Genomic DNA, 23844 nt, shown 5'->3' on the forward strand with positions numbered 1-23844 from the left:
CGCCGAAGCGCAGAAAGGCGCCTTTCGCAGGCCCATATGAAACCAAAAGGGCGGGTGGCGGGACCGCCGTGGTCGTTTGCTGGAATATCCTCTGACGCCTCAACGTCAGGTGGGAACCATGTGCATCGGGCCAGGGCCCGGACAGGGACAGTCCCCTTGGATGTCTTTATCGCCTCAGGGATGTTCGCTAAAGCTCGTGCCGGGCAGTACCCGCCGTCCTCCATCTAGGATGCCCCGTCGCTTTCCGCAAGCTTCTCCGCGAGCTTTTCGATTCGGGCGGCGAGGGCGTTGAGGCGTCCCGCCATCATCTCCTCGGCGGCGCTGTCGTCGATCGGCGGCAGGTTGAGCGAGGACTGGCCCTTGTTCCGCTCCAGTCGCAGGTCGTGCACCTCGTCGGCCAGCAGCACGGCGGCGAACAGCAATTGCCGCACCTCGGTCAGGCCGGGCGAGGATTTGCGCGCCGTCATCGTCTTGGCGTCGATCATCTCCGCCAGCCGGAGGAGGTGGCTTTCCTCCCCGTCGCGGCAGTTGACGTCATATTGACGGCCGCCGATGGTCAGCGTCACCTCAGCCATCGCCATTCTCCCGCAGCGCGGACATCAACTCGTCTATCTCCGTCATCGCTTCGGTGATGAGGGCGTCGCGCCGGTCGGCATTCCGCCGCGCGCGGCTTCTGGCTTCCTGGAATGCGGCTTCGGCGCGGCTGATTGCCTGATCGAGGCGGTTGATCGCTTGCAGCAGGGCGGGACTGGGCATGGAAGGACCATAGCAAGGGAGCGGCGGCCCGCACAAGCTTTGCCGCACGAAGCGCGCGAGTTGCAGATTCGTGGTTGCCGCGGTTGACGATTCGGCCCCGCCGCGACAAAGGAACCCCAAGCCATCGACTCGCGCACTTCGCGCCGCGCGGAGTCATTCCTGACCAGTCCAAGAGTGAGAGCCTTTTCCGATGACCGTTCCCGAGCAGAAGCTGGCCAATGCGATCCGGGCATTGGCGATGGATGCGGTCCAGGCCGCGAACAGCGGTCATCCCGGCATGCCGATGGGCATGGCCGACGTCGCGACGGTGCTGTTCCGCGACTATCTGAAATATGACGCCGCCGATCCGCGCTGGGCCGACCGCGACCGCTTCGTGCTGTCGGCGGGCCATGGCTCGATGCTGATCTATGCGCTGCTCCACCTCACCGGCTATGCCCGGCCGACGATCGAGGACATCCGCAATTTCCGCCAGCTGCACAGCCCCTGCGCCGGCCACCCGGAAAATTTCGAGTTGCCGGGCGTCGAATGCACGACCGGTCCCTTGGGGCAGGGCTTCGCGATGGCGGTCGGCATGGCGATGGCCGAGCGGCATCTGAACGCCGTCTATGGCGACGATCTGGTCGACCACCGCACCTGGGTGATCGCGGGCGACGGCTGCCTGATGGAAGGCATCAACCATGAGGCGGTGGGCCTTGCGGCCACACTGGGCCTCGGTCGCCTCAATGTCCTCTGGGACAACAACAACATCACCATCGACGGCGACGTGTCGCTGTCGTCGAGCGAGGACGTGCCGGGCCGCTATCGCGCGTCGGGCTGGCATGTGACGGAATGCGACGGCCATGATTTCGCGGATATCCGCCGCGCGCTGGCCGAGGCCGCCGCCGATCCGCGCCCGTCGCTCGTTTCCTGCCGGACGATCATCGGCAAGGGCGCGCCCAACAAGCAGGGCAGCCACAATGTCCACGGCTCGCCGCTGGGCGCGGAGGAAATCGCCGCCGCCCGCGCCGAACTGGGCTGGAGCGATGCGCCGTTCGAAATCCCCGCCGATATCAAGGCGGAATGGGAGCAGGCGGGTCGTCGCGGCGCTGCCGCCAAGGCCGAATGGGAAGCGCGCCTCGCGGCTTCCCCCCGCAAGGCGGAGTTCGAGGCGCAGATGGCGGGCAAGCTCGACGCCGCGACGCCGACCAGGGCGTTCATCGACGGCCTGATCGCCGCCCCGCAGAAGGTCGCGACCCGCAAGGCGAGCGAAATGGCGCTCGGCCCGCTCACCGAGACGATCCCGGCGATGATCGGCGGCTCGGCCGACCTCACCGGCTCCAACAACACCAAGACCAAGGCGACCGCGCCCTTCACCAAGGACGATTATTCCGGCCGCTACGTCTATTACGGCATCCGCGAATTCGGCATGGCCGCCGCGATGAACGGCATGGCGCTGCATGGCGGCGTGGTGCCCTATGGCGGCACCTTCCTGGTGTTCAGCGACTATTGCCGCAACGCGATCCGCATGTCGGCGTTGCAGCGCCAGCGCGTCGTCTATGTGCTGACCCATGACAGCATCGGCCTCGGCGAGGACGGCCCGACCCATCAGCCGGTCGAGCAGGTGATGACGCTGCGCATGATCCCCAATCTGGAACTGTTCCGCCCCTGCGACGTGGTGGAAACCGCCGAATGCTGGCAGTTGGCGCTGGAAAATGAGGACAAGCCCTCGATCCTCGCGCTGACCCGGCAGAACCTGCCGCAGCTGCGCACCGAAGCGTCGGAAAATCGCAGCGCGCGGGGCGCCTATCGCTTGCGCGGGGCGAAGGCCGCCCGCAAGGTGGTGCTGGTCGCCACCGGCTCCGAGGTCGAGATCGCGGTCGCGGTCGCGGATCGGCTGGAGGCCGAGGGCATCGGCGCCGATGTCGTCTCGATGCCGAGCATGTCGCGCTTCCTCGCGCAGGGCGCCGCCTGGCGCGCCGACCTGCTGCCCGGCGACGCGCTGACCGTGTCGATCGAGGCGGGCACGACCTTCGGCTGGGAAACGATCACCGGCGGCAAGGGGCTGCGCTTCGGCATCGACAGCTTCGGCGCGTCGGCGCCGATCGACGCCCTTTATGACCATTTCGGCCTGACCGCCGAGAAGATTGCTCCGCAAGTCCTTGCGGCGCTGAAATAAACAGGAGGCTAGTGCAGTGGCTGTCAAAGTAGCTATTAATGGTTTCGGTCGTATCGGTCGTCTGGTCGCGCGCGCGATCCTGGAGCGCACCGATCATGATCTGGAACTGGTGGCAATCAACGATCTGGGCGATGCCAAGTCGAATGCGCTGCTGTTCAAGCGCGACAGCGTGCACGGCAATTTCCCCGGCGAGGTGAGCGTCGATGGCGATGCCCTGGTCGTCGACGGCAAGCGCATCACCGTCACCGCCGAGCGCGACCCGGCCAATCTGCCGCATGCGAAGCTGGGCGTCGATATCGCGCTGGAATGCACCGGCATCTTCGCGGACAAGGCGAAGGCGAGCGCGCACCTGACCGCCGGCGCGAAGCGCGTCATCGTCTCCGCGCCCGCGACCGGCGTGGACAAGACCATCGTCTACGGCGTCAATCATGAAACGCTGACCGGCGACGACATCGTGATCTCGAACGCCAGCTGCACCACCAACTGCCTCGCCCCGCTGGCGAAGGTGCTGCATGAGGCGGTGGGCATCGAGAGCGGCTTCATGACCACGATCCACAGCTACACCAACGACCAGAACACGCTGGACCAGCTGCACAAGGATATGCGCCGGGCCCGCGCCGCCGCGCTTTCCATGATCCCGACCACCACCGGCGCCGCCCGTGCGGTGGGTGAGGTGCTGCCGGAGCTGAAGGGCAAGCTGGACGGCTCGTCGGTGCGCGTGCCGACGCCGAACGTCTCGGTCGTCGACCTGAAGTTCATCGCCAAGCGCGACACCACCATCGAGGAAGTCAACGGCCTGCTGAAGGCGGCGTCGGAAAGCGGCCCGCTCAAGGGCGTGCTGGGCTATTCGGAAGAGCCGCTGGTGTCGATCGACTATAATGGCGATCCGCGCAGCTCCACCGTGGACAGTCTCGAAACGGCGGTCATCGACGGCAAGCTGGTGCGCGTGCTCAGCTGGTACGACAATGAATGGGGCTTTTCCAACCGGATGATCGACACCACCGGCGTGGTGGCGAAGTTCCTCTGATCCGATGCCGCCCGCCGATATGGATCGGCGGGCGTCTTCGCATATGAACGGCAGCAGATGACGCAACAGGGTGATTGCAACGTGAAATCCTTCAAGACGCTTGACGACATGGGCGATATACGCGGCAAGGCCGTGCTGGTGCGCGAGGACCTGAACGTGCCGATGCAGGATGGCGTGGTGAGCGACGACACCCGCCTGCGCGCCGCGATGCCGACGGTCAACGAACTGTCCGACCGGGGCGCGAAGGTGCTGATCCTCGCCCATTTCGGCCGCCCCAAGGGGCAGGCGAACCCGGACATGTCGCTGGCGATGGTGACGAAGCCGCTGTCCGATGTGCTGGGCCGCCCGGTCGCCTTCATCGCCGATTGCCAGGGCGCCGAGGCCAAGGCCGCCGTCGATGCGCTGCCCGAAGGCGGCATCGCGGTGCTGGAAAATACCCGCTTCCACGCGGGCGAGGAAAAGAACGATCCGGCGCTGGCCGAAGCGATGGCCGCGCTCGGCGATTTCTATGTCAATGACGCTTTCTCCGCCGCCCACCGCGCCCACGCCTCGACCGAGGGGCTGGCGCACCGGCTGCCCGCCTTTGCCGGGCGCTCGATGGAAAAGGAACTGGATGCGCTGGAAGCCGCGCTCGGCAAGCCGGTGAAGCCGGTCGCCGCCGTGGTCGGCGGGGCGAAGGTTTCGACCAAGCTCGACGTGCTCAACAATCTGGTGGCGAAGGTCGATCATCTCATCATCGGCGGCGGCATGGCCAACACCTTCCTTGCCGCGCGCGGGGTGGATGTCGGCAAGTCGCTGTGCGAGCATGATCTTGCCGAAACTGCCGAGAAGATCATGGACGCGGCCGATGCCGCCGGATGCACCGTGCATCTGCCCTACGACGTGGTGGTGGCGAAGGAATTCGCGGCCAATCCGGCGTCGCTGCGCACCTGCAACGTGCATGAGGTCGCGGCCGACGAGATGATCCTCGATGTCGGCCCGGCGGCGGTCGAGGCGCTGGCCGATGCGCTCAAGACCTGCCGCACGCTGGTATGGAACGGACCGCTCGGCGCGTTCGAGATCGCGCCCTTCGATGCGGCGACGGTGGCGCTCGCCCGCACGGCGGCGGCGCTGACCAAGGAAGGCTCGCTGACCTCCGTCGCCGGCGGCGGCGATACGGTGGCGGCGCTCAACCATGCGGGCGTGGCCGGCGATTTCAGCTTCGTTTCGACGGCGGGCGGCGCTTTCCTCGAATGGATGGAAGGCAAGGAACTGCCGGGCGTCGCCGCGCTGACCGCCTAGGGGCGATGCGCCGCGCGCGGGCCTCTTCCCGCGCGACCTGTCCCGAAATGGGCCTGTCATCGCGCGCGGGCGGCAGGTCGACCGTCTTTGTCGCGCCGCAGCATTGAGCGGTGCGGTATCTTGGGCTAGAGCGTTTCCAAGTCAGATGGAGCATCTGACGGCTCGGAAAACGCGGAAAACAAAGAATTCCAGGTCATTTGTCGGTTTTTTCGATCAACTCTCCTTTGTGCAGAAAAGGGATATACTCATGAACTTCGCGGAAATGCGTGACAAGATTGCGGGCGGCAAGGGCTTCATCGCGGCGCTGGACCAGAGCGGCGGCTCGACGCCCAAGGCGCTGGCGGGCTATGGAGTGGAGGCGGATGCGTGGTCGAGCGAGGAGGAGATGTTCTCCCTCATTCACCGGATGCGCAGCCGCATCATCACCTCGCCGGCGTTCACCGGCGACAAGGTGCTGGGCGCGATCCTGTTCGAGCGCACGATGGACGGTCAGGTCGACGGCAAGCCGACCCCGCAGGCGCTGATCGACAAGGGGGTGGTGCCGTTCATCAAGATCGACAAGGGCCTTGAGGACGAGGCGAACGGCGTCCAGTTGATGAAGCCGATGCCGGAACTGGATGCGCTGCTGGCCCGCGCCAGGGGGCTGGGCGTGTTCGGCACCAAGGAGCGCTCGGTGATCAACCTCGCCAACCGCGAGGGCATCGCCGCTGTCGTCAAGCAGCAGTTCGAGGTGGGGCAGCGGGTGCTGGCCGCAGGGCTGGTGCCGATCATCGAGCCGGAGGTGAACATCAAGAGCGCCGAGCGGGCGCAGGCCGACCAGATCCTGCTGGACGAGACGCTGAAGGCGCTGGACGCGATGACCGGTGACGCTCAGGTGATGCTGAAGCTGTCGCTGCCCGCCCGGCCGGGCCTGTTCGATCCGCTGGTCGCCCATCCGCGCGTGCTGCGGGTGGTGGCGCTGTCGGGCGGGTTCAAGCGCCCCGAAGCCTGCGTCGAGCTAGCGAAGAACAAGGGCATCATCGCCAGCTTCAGCCGCGCGCTGCTGGAAGACCTGCGCGCGCAGATGAGCGATCAGGAATTCAACGCCTCGCTCGGCAGCGCGATCGACGAGATCTACAAGGCCTCGACCGAAAAGACCGTGACCGAAGCGGCCTGAGGACACAGGCGGGCGGGCGCGCTTTTCGCGCCTGCCGCCGAAGCGATAGAGCGTTTTCAGGTCAGATGGAACATCTGACGGCTCGGAAAACGCGGCAAACAAGGAATAGCCACACTCTGTCCGGTTCAATCTGAACAGGATAGAGTCTGGCGAGGGCCGGACGTCGATGGGCGTCCGGCCCTTTGCTATTCGGCCCCGTTATTCAGGGCGCGTCCGCCACCCGCACCGTTCGCGCCGCCGTCAGCACCGCCCCGGCGGAGGCCGTCATGACCGCGCAGATCGCAACCCAGTGCAGCAGCGGCAGATGCTCCTGCAGCGTCAGCGCGCCGAGCATCGCCGCGATCGCCGGTTCGAGGCTCATCAATATGCCGAAGGTGCCCGGACGCATGCGGCGCAGCGCGACCATCTCCAGCGTATAGGGGATCGCGCCGGAAAGCAGGCCGACGGCCAGCACCAGCGGCAGCACGGGCAGCAGCACCGAGACAGGGCTCGCCGTCGCCACCCCGAAGGGGAGGGCGAGCGCCGAGGAGATCAGCATCCCGGCGGCCGCGCTGCGCGAGCCGTGATCCTGCCCCGCCCGCTTGCCGGCGAGGATATAGATGGCCCAGAAAAGACCGGCCAGCAGCGCGAAGCTCATGCCGACAGGGTCGAGATCATGGCTGTCCGGTCCCAGCGGCGTCAGCAGCGCCAGCCCGGCGATCGCCAGCAGCGCCCACAGGAAATCCACCGCCCGGCGCGACGTCGCGATCACCACCCCCAAAGGCCCGACAAATTCTATCGCCACCGCAATGCCCATCGGAATGCGCTCCAGCGCCTGATAGAAGGTGAGGTTCATGCTCCCCAGCGCGAGGCCATAGAGCAGGAGCGCACGCCAGTTGCCGCGGTCCAGCCGGATTTTCCACGGGCGCAGCGCGATTGCCATGAAAAGGGTGGAAAACAGGATGCGCAGCACCGCCATGTTGGTCGCGCCGAGGATCGGGAACAGCGCCTTGGCGATCGACGCGCCCCATTGCACCGACAGCATCGCGACGAGCAGCATCGCGATCGGCACAGCCGGGGAATGGCCGCCGCTTCTTTCCGGTGCTTGGCTGTGCTGCTCGGTCATGTCGTCTTTCGCCGGAGGGGCTGGAGTCGGCCCGGCCGTCTCATTCCTCTCCTTGCATTCGAATGTCACGCCCTTTTTCGGCCTGTATGGTGGTTGCGAACTGTCTCCTGTTAATGGTGGGTTTCGGCCAAAACGGGCTTAAGAAACCGTTCGCCCTGAGCTTGTCGACCCGAAGGGCGGGCGAAGCCCAACGGCTGTTTTCAACCTTTAGAAAGTACAGGGCTTCGACAAGCTCAGCGAACGGTGGGCAGCATGACCGCTATCAACCCCAATAGCCCTTTCTTTCGGAACGGTGCGCTCTTCCCCGCTGGCTTCGCGATGCCGGGCGCGATATGGGGGGGCATGACCGACTTTTCCGACGACGACCTGAAGCTCGACCCGAATTTCGCCACGCGTTTCGAGCGGGATGACGAGCGCCCGCCGTGCCAGCTCTACCTGATTTCCCCGCCGCGCATCGGCGCCGATTTCGCGGAGCAGTTGAAGCAGGCGCTGGAGGGCGGGCCGGTCGCGGCCTTTCAACTGCGGCTCAAGGATGTGGACGAGGAGGAGATTGCGCGGGCGGCCGGGCCGTTGCAACGGCTCTGCGCCGAGCGGGAGGTGGCGTTCATCGTCAACGACAGCATGGAACTGGCCAAGCGGCTGGGCGCGGACGGCGTGCATCTGGGGCAGGGCGACGGCGACCCGAGGGCGGCCCGCGCGCTGCTCGGCCCGTCGGCGCAGATCGGCGTGACCTGCCATGACAGCCGCCATCTGGCGATGGAGGCGGGGGAGGCCGGGGCGGACTATGTCGCCTTCGGCGCCTTCTACCCGACGACGACCAAGGAGACGGCGCACCGGCCGGACCCGTCGATCCTGAGCTGGTGGACGGCGCTGTTCGAGCTGCCCTGCGTCGCCATCGGCGGCATCACCGCGCACAACGCCGCCCCGCTGGTGGCGGCGGGCGCCGATTTCCTCGCGGTGAGCGGCGCGGTGTGGGGACATGAAAGCGGCCCGTGCGCGGGCGTCGGGGCTTTTGCCGGGGTGCTGGGCTGGTAGGCTTGGAGCCGGCAGCGGTTTTTGTGGCGGATTACGGCCATTTCCAGACAGTACTCCGTTCGCCCTGAGCCCGTTGGAGGGACGTAGTTCCTCTCTTTAAGAAAGGGCAGGGCTTCGACAAGCGCAGCCGAACGGCAGGAGGAGTGGCTTCTCATCCATCTCCAACCCGCTATCCCTTTCCCGTCATGCCAGCGGAGGCTGGCATCTCAGGAGACGGCGCGCGACATGGCCTGCGACCCCAGCCTGCGCCGGGGCGACGACAGGGCGGGACTTCCGCTTCCCATCCCAACCCGCCATTGCGCGCCGATGTTCGGGAAAACCGCGCCCGATCAGCCGCGCCCGTAATAGTCCCTGTACCAGCTGGCGAAGCGGTCCAGCCCCTCGGCCAGCATCACCTTCGGCCGATAGCCGCAGATCGCGTTCAGCTTCGACACGTCCGCATAGGTGGCGGTGACGTCGCCCGGCTGCATCGGGCGCATGATCTTTTCCGCCTCGCGGCCGATCGCCTTTTCCAGCGTCTCGATCATCTCCATCAGGCCGACCGGATGGCTGTCGCCGATGTTGAGCACGCGGTGCTCGCCCTGTTGCGGCACATGGTCGAGCGCGCCCAATATGCCGTCGACGATATCGTCGATATAGGTGAAGTCGCGGGCCATCCTGCCCTCGCCATAGACCTCGATCGGCTCGCCCCGCAGGATCCTGTCGGTGAAGCTGAAATAGGCCATGTCCGGCCGCCCCCAGGGGCCGTAGACGGTGAAGAAGCGCAGGCCCGTCTGCGGGAAGCCGTATAGCTTCGCATAGCTCTGGCTCATCAGCTCGCAGCTGCGCTTGGTCGCGGCGTAGAGCGAGACGGGGCTGGTCGCCGGTTCCTCCTCGGTGAAGCCTTTGCCGCCCATCGGCCTTTCGCCGTAGACGGAGGAGGAGGAGGCATAGACCAGATGCTCGAAACCCGGCGCGTGGCGGCAGGCTTCCATGATGGAGAGGTGCCCGGCCAGATTGCTGTGCTCATAGGCGAACGGGTTTTCGAGGCTGTAGCGCACCCCCGCCTGCGCCGCGAGGTGGATCACCCGGCGCACGCCATTGTCGCGGACCAGCGCGGCCATGGCGGCCGCATCGGCGACATCGGCGCGGTGGAAGGCGAATTCGCGACGCCCGTTGAAGGTCGCGAGGCGCGCTTCCTTCAACGAGGGGTCGTAATAGTCGTTGACGATATCCACGCCGATGACCGTCTCGCCGCGTTCCAGCAGCCGGTGCGCGGTGGCGTGGCCGATGAACCCGGCGACGCCGGTGACCACTATGGGGGACCTGTCGGTCATCGGTTCATCGCCCGATCGCGCTGTAGGTGAAGCCCGCCTTTTCGACCATTTCGCGCGGATAGATGTTGCGCAGGTCGATCAGGATCGGCTGCGACAGCAGCGACTTGACGCGATCGAGGTCCAGCGCGCGGAACGCATCCCATTCCGTCACGATGACGAGAGCGTCCGCGCCCTCCATCGTCTGATAGGAGCCGTCGCAATAGGTGACGTTCTCCAGCACCTTCTTCGCCTGCTCCATCCCTTCCGGGTCATAGGCGCGGATGGACGCGCCCGCGTCCTGCAAGGTCTGGATGACCGCGATCGCCGGGCTGTCGCGCATGTCGTCGGTATTGGGCTTGAAGGTCAGGCCCAGCACCGCGATGGTCTTGCCGCGCACATCGTCGCCGCAGGCATGGATGACCTTGCGGCCCATCGCGCGCTTGCGGTTGTCGTTGACCGCGACGACCGCCTCGACGATCCGCTGCGGCGCGTCATAATCCTGGCTGGTCTTGAGCAGGGCCAGCGTGTCCTTGGGGAAGCAGCTGCCGCCATAGCCGGGGCCGGCATGGAGGAATTTGGAGCCGATGCGATTGTCGAGGCCGATGCCGCGCGCGACATCCTGCACGTCGGCGCCCACCTTCTCGCACAGGTCGGCGATCTCGTTGATGAAGGTGATCTTGACCGCGAGAAACGCATTGGCCGCATATTTGGTAAGTTCCGCGCCCCGGCGGCTCATCTCCACGATCGGCGACTTGTTGAGGTAGAGCGGGCGATAGACCTGCCGCATCACCTCCAGCGCGCGCTGGTCGTCGCCGCCGATCACGATGCGGTCGGGCCGCTTGAAATCGTCGATGGCCGCGCCTTCGCGCAGGAATTCGGGGTTGGAGACGACCGCGAAATCGGCGTCGGGGTTGGCGGCGCGAATGATCCGCTCGACCTCGTCGCCGGTGCCGACCGGGACCGTCGACTTGTCCACGATCACGGTGAAGCCGGTGATCGCCTGCGCGATCTCTTCGGCGGCGGCGTAGACATAGCTGAGGTCGGCATGGCCATCGCCACGCCGGGACGGAGTGCCCACGGCGATGAACACGGCATCCGCGTCGCGCACGCCCTCGGCAAGGTCGGTGGTGAATTTGAGGCGGCCCGCCGCGACGTTGCTGGCCACCAGATGATCGAGGCCGGGTTCGAAGATCGGGATACGTCCGGCCAGCAGCGCGTCGATCTTGCTCTTGTCCTTGTCCACGCAGACCACGTCATGGCCGAAGTCCGCGAAACAGGTGCCGGATACCAGGCCGACATAGCCGGACCCGATCATCGTAATCTTCATTCAACCAAACTCCTTGCCCCAGATGTGCAACGCCCACCGGCAACCGCCCGCCGCATCGGAAAGCAGCGACGCGGGCGGGTGCCGTCAATAGGCGTTCTGATGCTTTATAACCTTCGCCGTTGCAAACAATATGACCAGATCGAGCCACAGGCTCCAGCCGTTGACATATTCGAGATCGGACCGGAGCCGCATCTCCAGATCCTGGCGCCGCAACGTGGCGCCGCGATAGCCGCGCACCTGCGCAAGGCCGGTAATGCCGGGCTTCAGCGCGTGGCGGACCCAATATTGCTCGTCCACTTCCCAGAACAGCCTGTCCCCGGCGAGGGAGCCGAGCGCATGGGGGCGGGGGCCGACGAGGCTCATGTCGCCGCGCAGCACGTTGATGAGCTGCGGCAGCTCGTCGATGCTGGTGCGGCGGATGAAGGCGCCGACCCTGGTGATGCGATCGTCGTCGCGCGAGGCGGAGCGATGCCCGGCGGCGTCGCACAATTCGGTGCGCATGCTGCGGAACTTCAGGATGCTGAAAACCGAGTTGGAGCGGCCGATGCGGCCCTGCTTGAAGAAGATGGGGCCGGGGCTTTCGAGCTTGATCGCGATGGCGACCGCGACCATCAGCGGCGTGAGCAGGATGAGGAGGGGCACGGTGATCGCCAGATCGAGCGCCCGCTTCTGCGCGCGCGAACGGAGGCTGAGCGGGCCGTGGGAAACCACCAGCGTTTCGGCGTCGCCGAACCGGCTGAGGCCGATGGCGCCGACATTGTCGTTTCGCTGGAGCAGCAATTCGCCGCGGATGTTCGATCCCTTCAGCAGCAGCGACCAGGCCTGCTGCCGTTCCGGCGGGCAGGCGACGACGACGCGGTCCACGCCCTGAAGGCAGGAGGCCAGCCGGTTGATCATCGCCGGGTCCTGCAAATCGGGCTGGATCGACGCCTTGTTCGCGTCGATCACCTGCCGCCCGCCGGCGTTGCTGAACGGAACGTCGTCGACGATGACAAGCTCGTTCAGCAACCCGCCCGCATAGCGCTTCAGCACCAGCCGGTCGAAGGCGAAGCGCACGCAGATGAGGAGGAAGCCCGTCCCGGCGATGCCGAGCGCGACCGACCCGCGCGATGCGATCGGACGGGAATACATGAAGAAGCCGGCGAGCAGGATGAAGGCCGCCGTGACCGCCCAGGCGATCAGGCTCCGCCGCAGGCTTTGCTGCAGCGACTTGAGCGTGCTGAGGCTGTAGGCGTTCTGGTTGGCGGCGAGGAAAATATAGGTGGGAATGACGAGAAAGGCGAGGTTGATGCCGTTGGGCGCGGCCCAGGTATAGCCGCCGAGATAACCGCCAACCAGAAAGCCGACGGCAATGGCCATCATGTCCAGCAGCATTAACTGAAAGTAAAGCAGGAGCCTGACCGATTGACGGGAGATCATTCGACGGCTCTGGCCATGCATCAGCTCTATCGGCGCAAAGCTTTCTATCACCGACACTGCTCCCTGTCTTTTTTGCTGCCTTGCCGACCCAGGAAAGGTCTCACCCGTTCAGACAGGTAAAATCTATACCCTTTGAGAAAAGCAAAGCGCAATGCCTTCGCTCAGCTTTTGCTGTGCCGCAATGTCCTACTATGGAACGTGGAATTGGCGAGTGCAAAGACTGCAAGGCGTTCGCAAGATACGATGAATCCACAGGAAGCGGGCCTTTTGGGGGTCAAAAGGCCGGTCCGGAAAGAGAGAAGGCGTGTGGTCCGCCGGCCGGGCGACTCATTCGACGCTGCATTGCGGAAGCGGAGTCGCGGGCGCGCAGGGGGACAGGCGGCGACGGCGGCAGCGCGCGGTCGCCTTGCTTCCTGTCAGAAAATCAGGTCGAGTAGCAGGATCACCCCGGCGATGCCGAGCGCCAGCGCGACATAGCCGCCGGTGCGCGAAAGCCGGGAAACGATGGTTTCCAGCCTGCGGTCCGCCCTGCCTTTCCTATGGGTGCCTGACGGAGTGAAATTATCGTTCCGTAACGTCTGCATAAGGAACCCCTCCTGTACTTGCCCCTTATTGTGTGAAATTTCCTGATCATATGGAAATTTCGATATTATTCGTTTCTATTTTTAAATATCACAAATACCCATATGACAATATTCAAAAGGCGGTCGTATAATGTTTTTTACATCTCCTGTAATATACTGATAATATACCGGAAAATCGACTGTCCGTAAATTGCTTTTTCGGATGGCGCCGGCGGTTTTTCTTTTGCGTTGCAGCGAATTCATCCCGCTACGTGACGCGCCTGTCCATCGCGCGCGGTCGGTTGCCGGCGGTTCCTGCGCGGGACTTGCGCGGGATCGGGTCCGCCGCCTAATAGCGCAGCGACGGAACGTCGCTGCCCCGGCGTCCGCGCGAGGCGAAATCCGAAAGGCGGCCCTGATGGCGATCATGCTCCTGCTCCTGGCCATGGCCTCCATGGCGTTGTTTTTGCATCCTTATCTCTTCTACCCTTTGTCGCTGCGTTGGTTCCGTGAGGTTCCGGTCCGATGGGACGACAGCGTTCCTCTGCCCAGTGCGACGCTGATGTTCAGTGCCTATAATGAAGAACGCGCCCTTCCCGCGAAAATCGCCAATCTGCGTGAAATAAAAAACCGCTATCCATGGATCGAAATATTGGCCTATTCGGATTGCAGCAGCGACAGGACATTGGAGATATTGTCGGCGGAACCGGATCTTCTGCGCGTGGTCCCTTCGCGTGAACGGACCGGCAAGGCCACGGGCATGCGCAGGATGGCGGCCGAGGCGAAGGGGGAGATACTGATCTTCACCGACGCCAATGTCCTGCTCGACCCGGCGGCGATCGAGCCGCTGCTGCGCTATTTCTCCGATCCGGCGATCGGCGGCGTGGCCGGCGCGCTCCATTATGTGAACGAGGATGCGAGCGCGACCGCTCGCGTGGGCGGCCTCTACTGGCGGCTGGAGGAGGCTCTCAAGCAGCGCGAATCCCGCGTGGGGTCGATCATGGGCGCGGACGGATCGATCTTCGCGGCCCGCAAGGCGCACTATCCCGAAGTGCCGCCGCATCTGCTGGACGACATGACCGTGTCGATGAGCGTCACCTTCGCGGGCCTGCGCCTGATCCACGCGACCGACGTGCCGGCCTATGAGAAGAACGCGACCTCCAGCGCCGACGAGTTCCGCCGCAAGCGCCGCATCGCCTGCCGCTCGTTCAACACCCATCGCTATCTCTGGCCGCGCATCCGGCGGCATTATGGCGCGGGGGACATATACAAATATGTCTCGCACAAGCTGCTGCGCTGGTTCGGCCTGGCGTCGCTGGCGGCGGCGCTGGTGCTGGGAGCGGCGGGGCTGATCGCGGCGGGATGGCCCGGACTGGCGCTGGCGGGCGCGGGACTCGCGCTGGTCGCGCTGCTGCTGGGCATGGCGGGCATGCCGCTGTTCCGGGGCGTCTACCAGATCCTGCTGTCGATCGTGGCGACCTTTCTGGGGGTGCTGGATTCCTTCGCGGGCAGGACCTACCAGACGTGGAACCCCGCGGTTTCGCGGAATTGAAGGGGGCCTTCCCGGCCGGGCCGGTCAGAACAGCAGGCGCGCGACCACGAAATAGCCCGCGATCAGCAGTACCGGACCGAGCGCGCGGGAGAGGAGGCTGACCGCGCGCTCGGACCAGTGGACCGGCTGGGCCGGTGCCGCAAGCCGGGCTTCCGCCGCCAGCCTTTGCTCCAGCGTTTCGTGGAGCGCGCCGATCGAGCCGCCCGCCTGATAGCCCGCCTTTGCCGGACGCGCGGCGGCGGGCATTTCCTTGGCGATGTCGGCGGCGGTGGCGGCACTCTGCAACGGCATGGCGAATCTCCAGAACGTGCGCCCTTGCGGCGCCCGTGCACACGCCACCCGCTTTACCGGGACAGCCTTAAGAAAGACTGACTCCGTATCGTTAACGGAGCTTCAGGAAAGTCGCGGAAAGGATCAGGCCCGCCGGGTCGGGCCGGGCAGGAGGAAGGGCGCATGCCCGCGTCGGCGCTGGGCGCGCCTCTACCTATGCAGCGCGGCCTGCCGCCCCGCAACCGGCCGGTCTCTCCATCCGGCTCGAAAAACCGCTAGTTCGCCGAAACGCTGCCGCCATCGGCCGACTGGGGCGCCGTGTCGACGGTGCGCGACGCCTGCGGCGCGGCGGGGCTGCCGAAGTCGAAATCGAACAGCTTGCCCTTCACCCGCTCATAATTGACCGTGGGGTCGTAGAGCGGTCCGCCGGTGTCGAGGTTGAGGTCCGCCGCCTCCGCCCGGCCCATCGCCGCGAGCAGGGAAAAGCCCGCGACATAGGCGTCGCGCTGGGCGGTCACATATTGGACCTGCGCGTTCAGCAGGTCGCGCTGCGAATCCAGTATGTCGAGGATGGTGCGCGTGCCGACGCTGTTTTCCGCGCGCACGCCCTCCAGCGACAACTCGCCCGAACTGATCGCCAGCCGTGTCGATTCGATCGTGTGCAGCGACGCCTGCCACGCCGCATAGGCCGAGCGGGTCTGCGCGATCACGCTGCGTTCGACCGCGATCTGGTTTTCGATCGCCTGCGATTCCCGCGCGATGCTCTGCCGCGTCTGCGCGCCGGGCTGGCCGCCCTGATAGAGCGGGATGGTCAGCTGCACCCCGGCCGACGCCGCCTTGACCGCGCCATCGGGTGCGAACTGGGTGCCGGCGAGCGGGCCGCCATTGTCCTGCGAACCGAGATAATCCGTGTAGGAGCCGCTCGCGACCGCGGACAGGCGGGGGCTGACGAGCCCTTTCGCGGCATTGACGTCATGGCGGGCTGCCAGCCGGCTGTGCTCGGCCGCCAGCAGATCCGGGTTGTCGGAAAGCGCGGTGGCGACCGCCTGGTCGACCGAGGGGGGCAGGCCGGGCAGCGGCGGCGGCGCTTCGAGATTTTCCGGCTCCACCCCGACCAGCGCGATGTAATTTTCCTTCGACGCGATCAGCTGCGCTTCCGCCGATTGCAGGCTGGCGCGGGCGAGGGCGAGGCGGGATTCGGACTGGGCGACGTCGGTGCGGGTGAGGTCGCCGACCTCGAACCGGTCGTTGCTGGCTTGCAGGTTGGTTTCCAGCGAGGCGACGTTCTGGCGGTTATAGGCGACCACCGACGTGTCGCGGATCACATCCATATAGGCGGCCACCACGGCGGCGAACACGGAGGCTTCGGTCGCGCGCAGATCCTGCTGCCCGGCCTTCACGCCCTCCGTGGCGGATTTGATGCGGTTGCGCACGGTGCCGCCCTGGTAGACCGGCACCGACAGCGACGCCTGCCCGCTTATGTTGCGCCGGGGCGTGGAGTCGGGAAACTGGCGATGAAGCTGCTCGGTAAAGCTGCCGTCGATGCCCGCGGCCGGGCGTCCCGGCGCCTTGGCGAGAGCGACGTTCTCGTCGAGCGCGCGCTGCCCCGCGCGGGCAGCGGTGAGGGTGGGGTTGTTCCGATAGGCGCGGGCCAGCGCCTGTTGCAGCGTCTCGGCCGACAGCGGCGCCGGCGTGGCGAGGCCGAGGCAGGGCACGCCCAGAAGCAAGGCGCGGAGGGAACGATAATGATGCATCAACTTCCAGAATCCCTTGATTGCACGGCGCGCAAGGCCGTGCGGCTGTTCCGTCCCGACGCGCCTAGATACGCGGAGTTGAAGGCATTGCAAACAGCATCCGTGCCGTTATTGCTGCAAGCGCACGGGATTTTGCGGAGGAGTGCTTTATGACGACCAGGCCTGCGGTGCTGGTGACGGGCGGCGGCGGCTATATCGGCAGCCATGCGGTGCTGGCGCTGCTGGATAAAGGCTGGCCGGTCGTCGTGATCGACAATCTGGTGACGGGCTTCCGCTGGGCGGTGCCCGAAGGGGTGCCCTTCGTCGAGGGCGACATCGCTGACCAGCCGCTGGTCGAGGCGACGCTGCGCGAGCATGGCATCAAGGCGATCATGCATTTCGCCGGGTCGGTCGTCGTGCCCGAATCGGTCGAAAATCCGCTGAAATATTATCACAACAACAGCGCCAAGACCCGCAGCCTGATCGAAAGCGCGGTGCGGTGCGGCGTGCCGCATTTCATCTTCTCCTCGACGGCGGCGACCTACGGCATTCCCGAAACCAGCCCGGTGCGGGAGGATTGCCCGCAGCGGCCGATCAACCCCTATGGCATGTCGAAGCTGATGACCGAGATCATGCTGAAGGATGTGGCGGCCGCGCATCCGATGAATTTCTGCGCGCTGCGCTATTTCAACGTCGCGGGCGCGGATCCGCAGGGGCGCAGCGGCCAGTCGACGGCGGGCGCGACGCACCTCATCAAGGTCGCGGTCGAGGCGGCGCTGGGCAAGCGCGATCATGTCTCCGTCTTCGGCACGGATTTCGACACGCCGGACGGCACCGGTGTGCGCGACTATATCCATGTCAGCGATCTTGCCGCCGCCCATGTGCTGGCGCTGGAGGCGCTGATCGCCGAGCCGGAGCGCAATTACATGCTCAACTGCGGCTATGGCCGGGGCTTTTCGGTGCTGGAGGTGCTGGATGCGGTCGACCGCGTCACCAACCGCAAGGTCGAGCGGCGGCTGGAAGGGCGCCGGGCGGGCGATCCGCCCGCGCTCATCTCCGACAATGGCGCGATCCTGAAGGCATTCCCGTGGAAGCCGCAACATGCCGATCTCGACCGCATCGTCACGGACGCACTGGGCTGGGAACGGAAACTGAGCGAGATTCGCGGCGGCTGACCCCGGCTTGCCCTTGCCCAAGCGGGCGAGGGCGGCTAAAGGGCGCCACCAGCTCCTTGAAATTCAGATACAGGCAGAAAAGCGCTATGGCGAAGATCAGCGGCGTCGAAATCCGTCCCGGCAACAATATCGAATATGATGGCGGCCTCTGGCGCGCCGTGAAGATCCAGCACACCCAGCCCGGCAAGGGCGGCGCCTATATGCAGGTGGAGCTGAAGAATCTGATCGACGGGCGCAAGAACAACGTCCGCTTCCGTTCCGCCGAAACGGTCGAGCGCATCCGCCTCGACACCAAGGATTTCCAGTATCTCTACGCCGAGGGTGACATGCTGGTGTTCATGGACACCGAAACCTATGAGCAGATCAGCCTGCCCGCCGATCTCGTCGGCGACGCTGCCGCCTTCCTTCAGGACGGCATGATGGTGATGCTCGAAATGTACGAGGAGCGCCCGATTTCGGTGCAGCTGCCCGAACAGGTCGAGGCGACCGTGGTGGAAGCCGACGCGGTGGTGAAGGGGCAGACCGCCTCGGCCAGCTACAAGCCCGCGATTCTCGACAATGGCGTGCGCGTGATGGTGCCGCCGCACATCGTCACCGGCACGCGCATCATCGTCGATGTGTACGAGCGCGAATATGTGAAGCGCGCGGACTGACTTTCCGCGCTATAAGGTCCGGCCCTCGATCCCGTTGCGACAGCGGGGAGGGCCGGTTTTTCTTTTGGGATGAAAGCGCGCCAGTGGATGCGCGCGGGAGTTGAACGATGGTTTCGCATTCGGGCTTGCCCACCGTTACGGAACGCGCCGCGCGCACCATGGCGCTTTCAGGAAAAGTGGGAACCGGTTTTCCGTCCGAAAGCGCCCGAAAAGCCGCCTTGCGCGTGGGAGAAGAATAATGGTTTCGCATTCGGGCTTGCTCACCGTCATGGAACGCGCCGCGCGCAAGGCCGGGGCCAAGCTGCGCCGCGACTTCGGCGAGGTCGAGCATCTTCAGGTCAGCCGCAAGGGACCGGCGGACTTCGTGTCCAAGGCCGACCAGCAGGCGGAACGGACGCTGTTCGACGAGCTGCGCAAGGCGCGTCCGGACTGGGGCTTCCTGCTTGAGGAAGGCGGCGAGATTCCCGGCGACCCGACCAAGCCGCGCTGGATCATCGACCCGCTCGACGGCACGACCAATTTCCTCCACGGCATCCCGCATTTCGCGATCTCCATCGCGGTGGAGGAGCCGCTGCCCAACGGACGGCGCGAGGTTTCGACCGGCCTCATCTATCAGCCGGTCACTGACGAGAGCTATTGGGCGGAGCGGTCGCGCGGGGCGTGGCGGCACGACCAGCGCCTGCGCGTGTCGGCGCGGCGCGACCTCGGCGATGCGCTGATCGCGACCGGCATCCCGTTCCTCGGCCATGGCGACCTGCCCCAATGGACGCGGATCTTCGGCGCGGTGGCGCCGAGCGTAGCGGGCATCCGCCGCTTCGGCGCGGCCTCGCTGGACCTCGCCCATGTCGCCGCCGGGCGCTATGACGGCTTCTGGGAAAGCGGGCTGCAGCCCTGGGACGTCGCGGCGGGCATATTGCTGGTGCGCGAGGCGGGCGGCTTCGTCACCGATTTCCGGGGCGGCGACCAGCCGATCGAACGGCGCGAGGTAATCGCCGCCAATGACGGCATCCATTCGAAATTGCACAAGCTGGTCGCGGGCGCGCTGCGCTAGGCGATTGTCCTTCACGGGACTCGCCGGGCGGCTGCTTCGGGCCAGAAGCTGACCTTAGCCTTCATCGTCACCCTGAACTTGTTTCAGGGTCCATTTCACCGAATTGAACGGAGGAGTGTGGGGCTTGATGGATGCTGAGCCGAAGGCCAGCGCAGCTAACCAAGTTCAGCATGACGGTTGAAGCTATGTCAGTTTCCCACCCAAACCCGCTATTCTGCCGCATCATGCCAGCGCAGGCTGGCATCCTCCCCATTCCTGCTCTTCGGCATTCTGGGCAGTGCTGGACGGGTCAACCAGGTATTCTCAATCGCGGTCGGGCGCGCCGAGGGGGAAATAGGTCCGATAGGGACGCGCTTCCTCCACCGCCCTCGCGAAGGATGGCCGCTCCAGCAGGCGGGAGCGATAGGCGCGCAGTCGGGGAAAGGCCTCGTCGTCGATCCGGTGCACCCAGTCGGCATAGAAGAGCGACGGCGCGGCGGAGCAATCGGCCATGGTGAAGGCTTCCCCGGCCGCCCATGGCCTGCCGCGCAGCCTTTCCTCCAACCACGCATAGGCGGTGCCGAGCGCCTCGCGCGCTTCCCCCAGCGCTTCCTCGGTGCGGGCCGGGTCGCCGCGCAGCGCGGCGAAGACGGGCTTCTGCATCGGCGTCATCACATGATTGTCGAAGAAGCGGTCCATGAAGCGCGCTTCCAGCGCGGCCTCCGCCTCCTGAGGCAGCAGGCGCGGTTCGCCGGGATGCGGGGTGTCGAGATATTCGATGATGATGCTCGATTCCGCGACAACGCGGCCCGTGCCGTCCACCAGCACGGGAAAGCGCTTCACCGGCCAGAGCCGCGCCAGTTCCTCGGCAGCGCCCGGCTCCTCCAGATGGCGATAGGTGAAGGCGATATCCTTTTCCCACAAGGCGACCAGAACCTTCTGGCAATAGGAGGAGAAAGGATGGGCGTAGAGCGTTGGTGGGGCCGGTGGCATGGGGCGCCTTTCTGGCTGCGGTCCGGCGGGGTCGGCTTGAGCGGCTTCCCCTTTTTCTCCTCTCCCTCCCGCGCCCGGTGCTGCGAAGGCAGAGGGCGCGGAGAGAGGAAGGTCAGTCCTGCTCCTTCGCGGATTCGGAATTGAGCTGGATATAGTTTTGGATGCCGATCCGCTCGATCAGTTCGAACTGGGTCTCGATCATGTCGACATGCTCTTCCTCGCTTTCGAGGATATGGTTGAACAGGTCGCGGGTCACATAATCGCGGATGCTCTCGCAATAGGCGATGCCTTCGCGCAGCACCGGCAGGGCTTCCATTTCCAGCTCGAGGTCGGCCTTCAATATCTCCTCGACGGTTTCGCCGATCTTCAGCCGGCCGAGAAGCTGGAAGTTCGGGATGCCGTCGAGGAACAGGATGCGCTGCGCGAGCTTGTCGGCATGCTTCATCTCGTCGATCGATTCGCCATATTCGAATTTCGCGAGCTTCTGCACGCCCCAATGTTCGAGCATGCGATAGTGGAGGAAATATTGGTTGATCGCGGTCAGCTCGTTCTTGAGCGCCTCGTTCAACAATTCGATGACCTTGGCATCGCCTTTCATGGGTTTTGGCTCCGAATGGGATTGCAAAACCCTAGTATAGCCCGCAACATGGGAATGTTAAGCGGGATAATGATTTATAGTAATTCTCAAGTCTATTGTGATAATATTTCGCAATAGACCTGTATCAGGCGCTCACCCGTTCATCGGCAATAATGGTTTTTGCAAAGGAGACGCATTGTCCGCACTTGGGGCGATGGCCGATGCGATTATAGGCGGAGCAGGGGGTGGAAGCCCCCTCGCGCACGGCGGCCCGAAAGTCTTTTTCCCGTATTCCGTTACAAACGCAAACCAACATCTGCCTTCAATCCTCTGCCGGGCATGATTCGAGTTGTGATAATCAATATCAATAGCCTCTTTGTTGCGAAAAGAAAAGCGATTCGTTCGCAATAAGAAAGGCCGCCTGCATGCAGGAAGGGCGCGCGAATCGCGGGGCGGGTCAGGCGAGCGCCAGCACGCTCGTCAGCAGGGTGCGCACCAGCTCCGCCTGTCCGCGCGCGCCGGTTTTGGCGTAGATTTTCTTGGAATAGTTGCGCGCCGTCTCGACCGACAGGCCCAGTTCCTTCGCCGCTTCCGCGATGCTGAGGCCCTGCGCCATCGCCCAGGCGAGTCGCGCTTCGCTGGGCAGCAGGCCGAACAGGTCGACAAGCTGCTCGTAGCGATCGACGTTCGACTGGCTGTCCCCGCGCAGATAGAGAATGGCGACCGGCGTATAGTTGGTGGAGACGGAGCGCTCGCTGAACGGGGCGACCAAAATGTCCATCCACGGATCGCGATTGATGTTGATGGCCTTCGGGCGACCCCCTTCCCCGCGCGCGAAGGAGCGGACAAGCTCGGCGATTTCCCGGTCGATGGCGGGAAGGGCGGGGGTCAGCCGGTTGTAGCGGCCGCGTTTCAATATGCCCGATCGTTCCAGCAGCCGTTCCGCATGCTCGTCGCTGTCGACGATCCGGCATTGCGCGTCGAGCGTCAGCCAGCCGAAATTCAGGTTGCGTATCGCCCGCGACGTCACGGCGGAGCGGAAGCGTTCCCGTTCCAGCGCGACGAAGCTGCGCAGCGCGATGCGGACATGGGGCGCCAGCACCGCGAGGCGCGCGGCGATGGCGGCGCTGAAATCCCGGTCGGAGGCGATGCTGAGCCAGGCGGTGACGCCGTTCGGTTCGGTAATGCGCATGGTGCGCAGATAGCGCATGCCCGACGGCACCAGCAGTTCCTCGTAAAACGCCTGCTGCGTCGCATTGTCGGGGTCAAGCAATTCTGTCAGCGCATAAACTCTGCCTTCGCGCATCTGCCGATGGGGCAGGGGATCGCGCTCGAATTTTTCGAAGAAAAGCTGCCGCAGATGTTCCGGCGGGCGCTTTCCGGCGTAGAGCTCGACGAAGCTGTTCTGGTCGTCGATCGGGCGGAAAATAAGGGTTGCGTAGGATGCGCCGGTCCTTGCACGGAGCTTTTCGAGGAAGCTCTGCCACAAGGGCTGCTCGAACATGCCTTCGTAAAGGGAGGTCAGGAGGTCGCCGTCGTCCAGTCGCATGCGGCTGATATACATACTCCCATATGGGAGTTCCAGCCCTGTCGGCCTTCTGTCATCCCCGCCGCAAGAAAAATGGAAGAGACGATGGCAGACGCGAAAACACTTACCCATCTTGAGCGCCTGGAGGCCGAGAGCATTCACATCATGCGCGAGGTCGTGGCGGAGGCCGAGCGTCCCGTTATGCTCTACAGCGTGGGCAAGGACAGCGCGGTGATGCTGCATCTGGCGCGCAAGGCCTTCTATCCCTCGCCGCCGCCCTTTCCGCTGCTCCATGTCGACACGACGTGGAAATTCCGCGCGATGTACGAGCTGCGCGACCGGATGGCGAAGGAAAGCGGCATGGAGCTGCTGGTCTATCACAACCCGGAGGCGCAGGAGCGGGGGATCAACCCGTTCGACCATGGCGCGTTGCACACCGACATGTGGAAGACCGAGGGGCTGAAGCAGGCGCTCGACCTCTACGGCTTCGATGCGGCGTTCGGCGGCGCGCGGCGCGACGAGGAAAAGAGCCGGGCGAAGGAGCGCATCTTCTCGTTCCGCACGGCCTCCCATAGCTGGGACCCGAAGAACCAGCGGCCGGAGCTGTGGAACCTCTATAATGCGAAGAAGAACAAGGGCGAGAGCATCCGCGTCTTTCCGATCAGCAACTGGACCGAGCTCGACATCTGGCAATATATCCAGCTCAACGACGTGCCGATCGTGCCGCTCTATTTCGCGGAGGAACGCCCGACGGTGGAGCGCGACGGCATGCTGCTGATGGTCGATGACGAGCGCTTCCCGCTGAAGCCCGGCGAGGAGCCGGTGATGCGCTCGATCCGCTTCCGCACGCTGGGCTGCTATCCGCTGACCGGCGCGGTGGAGAGCAAGGCGAGCACTCTTTCCGAGGTCATTCAGGAAACGCTGCTGACCACCACCTCCGAACGGCAGGGCCGCGCGATCGACAAGGACGCGGGCGGCGCGGGCATGGAGAAGAAGAAGCAGGAAGGGTATTTCTGATGGTGGCGCCGGGCCGGGTTTTCACGCGGAGACGCGGAGACGCGGAGTGCACGCGCCCGTGGCGAAGCCACGCTGTCAGACAGGCAGCTTCCCCGGACGCAAGGTCGGAGTGGATCGGGGGGCCTTCGGCCCGTTCCACCTTCTCCGCGCCTCCGCGTCTCCGCGCGAACCGATAATCACAGCCCTGCCCGCAGGGA

Annotated in this window: 24 protein-coding genes; 10 read left to right on the forward strand and 14 right to left on the reverse strand. The window is 65.0% G+C overall.

What is annotated here, in order from left to right:
- Positions 1-224: 224 nt before the first annotated feature.
- Positions 225-575, reverse strand: a complete 351-nt coding sequence (locus GGR43_RS02780) for a cell division protein ZapA (protein ID WP_188070431.1) — start codon at positions 573-575, stop codon at positions 225-227.
- Positions 568-756 (reverse strand): hypothetical protein, encoded by a 189-nt coding sequence (locus tag GGR43_RS02785; RefSeq protein ID WP_188070432.1) that lies wholly within the window; start codon positions 754-756, stop codon positions 568-570. Before GGR43_RS02785 ends, GGR43_RS02780 begins: the two co-directional genes overlap by 8 nt.
- 190 nt (positions 757-946) lie before the next feature.
- Here GGR43_RS02785 and tkt point away from each other — a divergent pair, with 190 nt between their 5' ends.
- From tkt to GGR43_RS02805, 4 genes are all read left to right on the forward strand, one after another.
- The gene (tkt, locus tag GGR43_RS02790) at positions 947-2911 is read left to right on the forward strand and encodes a transketolase (RefSeq protein WP_188070433.1); all 1965 of its coding nucleotides are present in this window, start codon (positions 947-949) and stop codon (positions 2909-2911) included.
- Positions 2912-2927: 16 nt separating this feature from the next.
- A complete protein-coding gene (gene gap, locus GGR43_RS02795) occupies positions 2928-3938 on the forward strand; it encodes a type I glyceraldehyde-3-phosphate dehydrogenase (protein ID WP_188070434.1) in 1011 nt (336 codons plus the stop codon).
- A gap of 57 nt (positions 3939-3995) precedes the next feature.
- Positions 3996-5219: a phosphoglycerate kinase gene (locus GGR43_RS02800; protein ID WP_188070435.1), complete on the forward strand. Its 1224-nt coding sequence runs from the start codon at positions 3996-3998 to the stop codon at positions 5217-5219.
- Between the two features lie 247 nt (positions 5220-5466).
- On the forward strand, positions 5467-6375 hold the full coding sequence (locus GGR43_RS02805; protein WP_188070436.1) for a fructose bisphosphate aldolase: 909 nt from the start codon (positions 5467-5469) through the stop codon (positions 6373-6375).
- A 202-nt stretch (positions 6376-6577) separates the two neighbouring features.
- Here the strand turns inward: GGR43_RS02805 and GGR43_RS02810 are convergent, their stop codons facing one another.
- Positions 6578-7480 (reverse strand): EamA family transporter, encoded by a 903-nt coding sequence (locus GGR43_RS02810; RefSeq protein WP_188070437.1) that lies wholly within the window; start codon positions 7478-7480, stop codon positions 6578-6580.
- Between the two features lie 342 nt (positions 7481-7822).
- On the opposite strand from GGR43_RS02810, the gene thiE reads away from it, so the two are divergent.
- On the forward strand, positions 7823-8515 hold the full coding sequence (thiE, locus tag GGR43_RS02815) for a thiamine phosphate synthase (RefSeq protein WP_188070438.1): 693 nt from the start codon (positions 7823-7825) through the stop codon (positions 8513-8515).
- Positions 8516-8844: 329 nt separating this feature from the next.
- Here the strand turns inward: thiE and GGR43_RS02820 are convergent, their stop codons facing one another.
- The 5 genes from GGR43_RS02820 to GGR43_RS23710 all read right to left on the reverse strand — a co-directional run bounded on the left by GGR43_RS02820 (position 8845) and on the right by GGR43_RS23710 (position 13591).
- Positions 8845-9831: an SDR family NAD(P)-dependent oxidoreductase gene (locus GGR43_RS02820; protein ID WP_188070439.1), complete on the reverse strand. Its 987-nt coding sequence runs from the start codon at positions 9829-9831 to the stop codon at positions 8845-8847.
- 4 nt (positions 9832-9835) lie between these two features.
- The gene (locus GGR43_RS02825; protein WP_188070440.1) at positions 9836-11137 is read right to left on the reverse strand and encodes a UDP-glucose dehydrogenase family protein; all 1302 of its coding nucleotides are present in this window, start codon (positions 11135-11137) and stop codon (positions 9836-9838) included.
- An 84-nt stretch (positions 11138-11221) separates the two neighbouring features.
- Positions 11222-12499 carry an exopolysaccharide biosynthesis polyprenyl glycosylphosphotransferase gene (locus tag GGR43_RS02830; RefSeq protein ID WP_246343299.1) on the reverse strand — a complete coding sequence of 426 codons (1278 nt, stop codon included), beginning with the start codon at positions 12497-12499 and terminating at the stop codon, positions 11222-11224.
- A 473-nt stretch (positions 12500-12972) separates the two neighbouring features.
- Entirely contained in the window at positions 12973-13140 is a 168-nt protein-coding gene (locus GGR43_RS02835; RefSeq protein ID WP_188070442.1) for a hypothetical protein, read from the reverse strand.
- 328 nt (positions 13141-13468) lie between these two features.
- Complete coding sequence (locus GGR43_RS23710) at positions 13469-13591, reverse strand: hypothetical protein (RefSeq protein WP_281392406.1); 123 nt, start codon at positions 13589-13591, stop codon at positions 13469-13471.
- Positions 13592-13681: 90 nt separating this feature from the next.
- Here GGR43_RS23710 and GGR43_RS02840 point away from each other — a divergent pair, with 90 nt between their 5' ends.
- On the forward strand, positions 13682-14671 hold the full coding sequence (locus GGR43_RS02840; RefSeq protein ID WP_246343300.1) for a glycosyltransferase: 990 nt from the start codon (positions 13682-13684) through the stop codon (positions 14669-14671).
- A gap of 24 nt (positions 14672-14695) precedes the next feature.
- Here GGR43_RS02840 and GGR43_RS02845 read toward each other — a convergent pair whose 3' ends face one another.
- Both GGR43_RS02845 and GGR43_RS02850 read right to left on the reverse strand, forming a co-directional pair.
- Positions 14696-14962: a hypothetical protein gene (locus GGR43_RS02845; protein WP_188070444.1), complete on the reverse strand. Its 267-nt coding sequence runs from the start codon at positions 14960-14962 to the stop codon at positions 14696-14698.
- 254 nt (positions 14963-15216) lie between these two features.
- A complete protein-coding gene (locus GGR43_RS02850) occupies positions 15217-16695 on the reverse strand; it encodes a TolC family outer membrane protein (RefSeq protein WP_188070809.1) in 1479 nt (492 codons plus the stop codon).
- Between the two features lie 149 nt (positions 16696-16844).
- On the opposite strand from GGR43_RS02850, the gene galE reads away from it, so the two are divergent.
- The 3 genes from galE (at position 16845) to GGR43_RS02865 (ending at position 19553) form a co-directional block, all read left to right on the forward strand.
- Complete coding sequence (gene galE, locus GGR43_RS02855; RefSeq protein WP_188070445.1) at positions 16845-17849, forward strand: UDP-glucose 4-epimerase GalE; 1005 nt, start codon at positions 16845-16847, stop codon at positions 17847-17849.
- An 86-nt stretch (positions 17850-17935) separates the two neighbouring features.
- Entirely contained in the window at positions 17936-18502 is a 567-nt protein-coding gene (gene efp / locus GGR43_RS02860; RefSeq protein ID WP_188070446.1) for an elongation factor P, read from the forward strand.
- Between the two features lie 238 nt (positions 18503-18740).
- A complete protein-coding gene (locus GGR43_RS02865; protein ID WP_188070447.1) occupies positions 18741-19553 on the forward strand; it encodes an inositol monophosphatase family protein in 813 nt (270 codons plus the stop codon).
- A gap of 303 nt (positions 19554-19856) precedes the next feature.
- On the opposite strand, the gene GGR43_RS02870 is transcribed toward GGR43_RS02865, so the two are convergent.
- The 4 genes from GGR43_RS02870 to GGR43_RS02885 form a co-directional block, all read right to left on the reverse strand.
- Entirely contained in the window at positions 19857-20525 is a 669-nt protein-coding gene (locus GGR43_RS02870; RefSeq protein ID WP_188070448.1) for a glutathione S-transferase family protein, read from the reverse strand.
- A gap of 112 nt (positions 20526-20637) precedes the next feature.
- On the reverse strand, positions 20638-21123 hold the full coding sequence (gene bfr, locus GGR43_RS02875) for a bacterioferritin (RefSeq protein ID WP_188070449.1): 486 nt from the start codon (positions 21121-21123) through the stop codon (positions 20638-20640).
- 124 nt (positions 21124-21247) lie between these two features.
- Positions 21248-21418 carry a (2Fe-2S)-binding protein gene (locus GGR43_RS02880; RefSeq protein ID WP_188070450.1) on the reverse strand — a complete coding sequence of 57 codons (171 nt, stop codon included), beginning with the start codon at positions 21416-21418 and terminating at the stop codon, positions 21248-21250.
- A gap of 141 nt (positions 21419-21559) precedes the next feature.
- Positions 21560-22651, reverse strand: coding sequence for a helix-turn-helix transcriptional regulator (locus GGR43_RS02885; RefSeq protein WP_188070451.1), 1092 nt, complete (start codon positions 22649-22651; stop codon positions 21560-21562).
- 72 nt (positions 22652-22723) lie between these two features.
- On the opposite strand from GGR43_RS02885, the gene cysD reads away from it, so the two are divergent.
- The gene (gene cysD / locus GGR43_RS02890) at positions 22724-23647 is read left to right on the forward strand and encodes a sulfate adenylyltransferase subunit CysD (RefSeq protein WP_188070452.1); all 924 of its coding nucleotides are present in this window, start codon (positions 22724-22726) and stop codon (positions 23645-23647) included.
- Positions 23648-23844: the final 197 nt, after the last annotated feature.

It is taken from the genome of Sphingobium jiangsuense (genome assembly GCF_014196495.1).
Lineage (GTDB): Bacteria > Pseudomonadota > Alphaproteobacteria > Sphingomonadales > Sphingomonadaceae > Sphingobium > Sphingobium jiangsuense.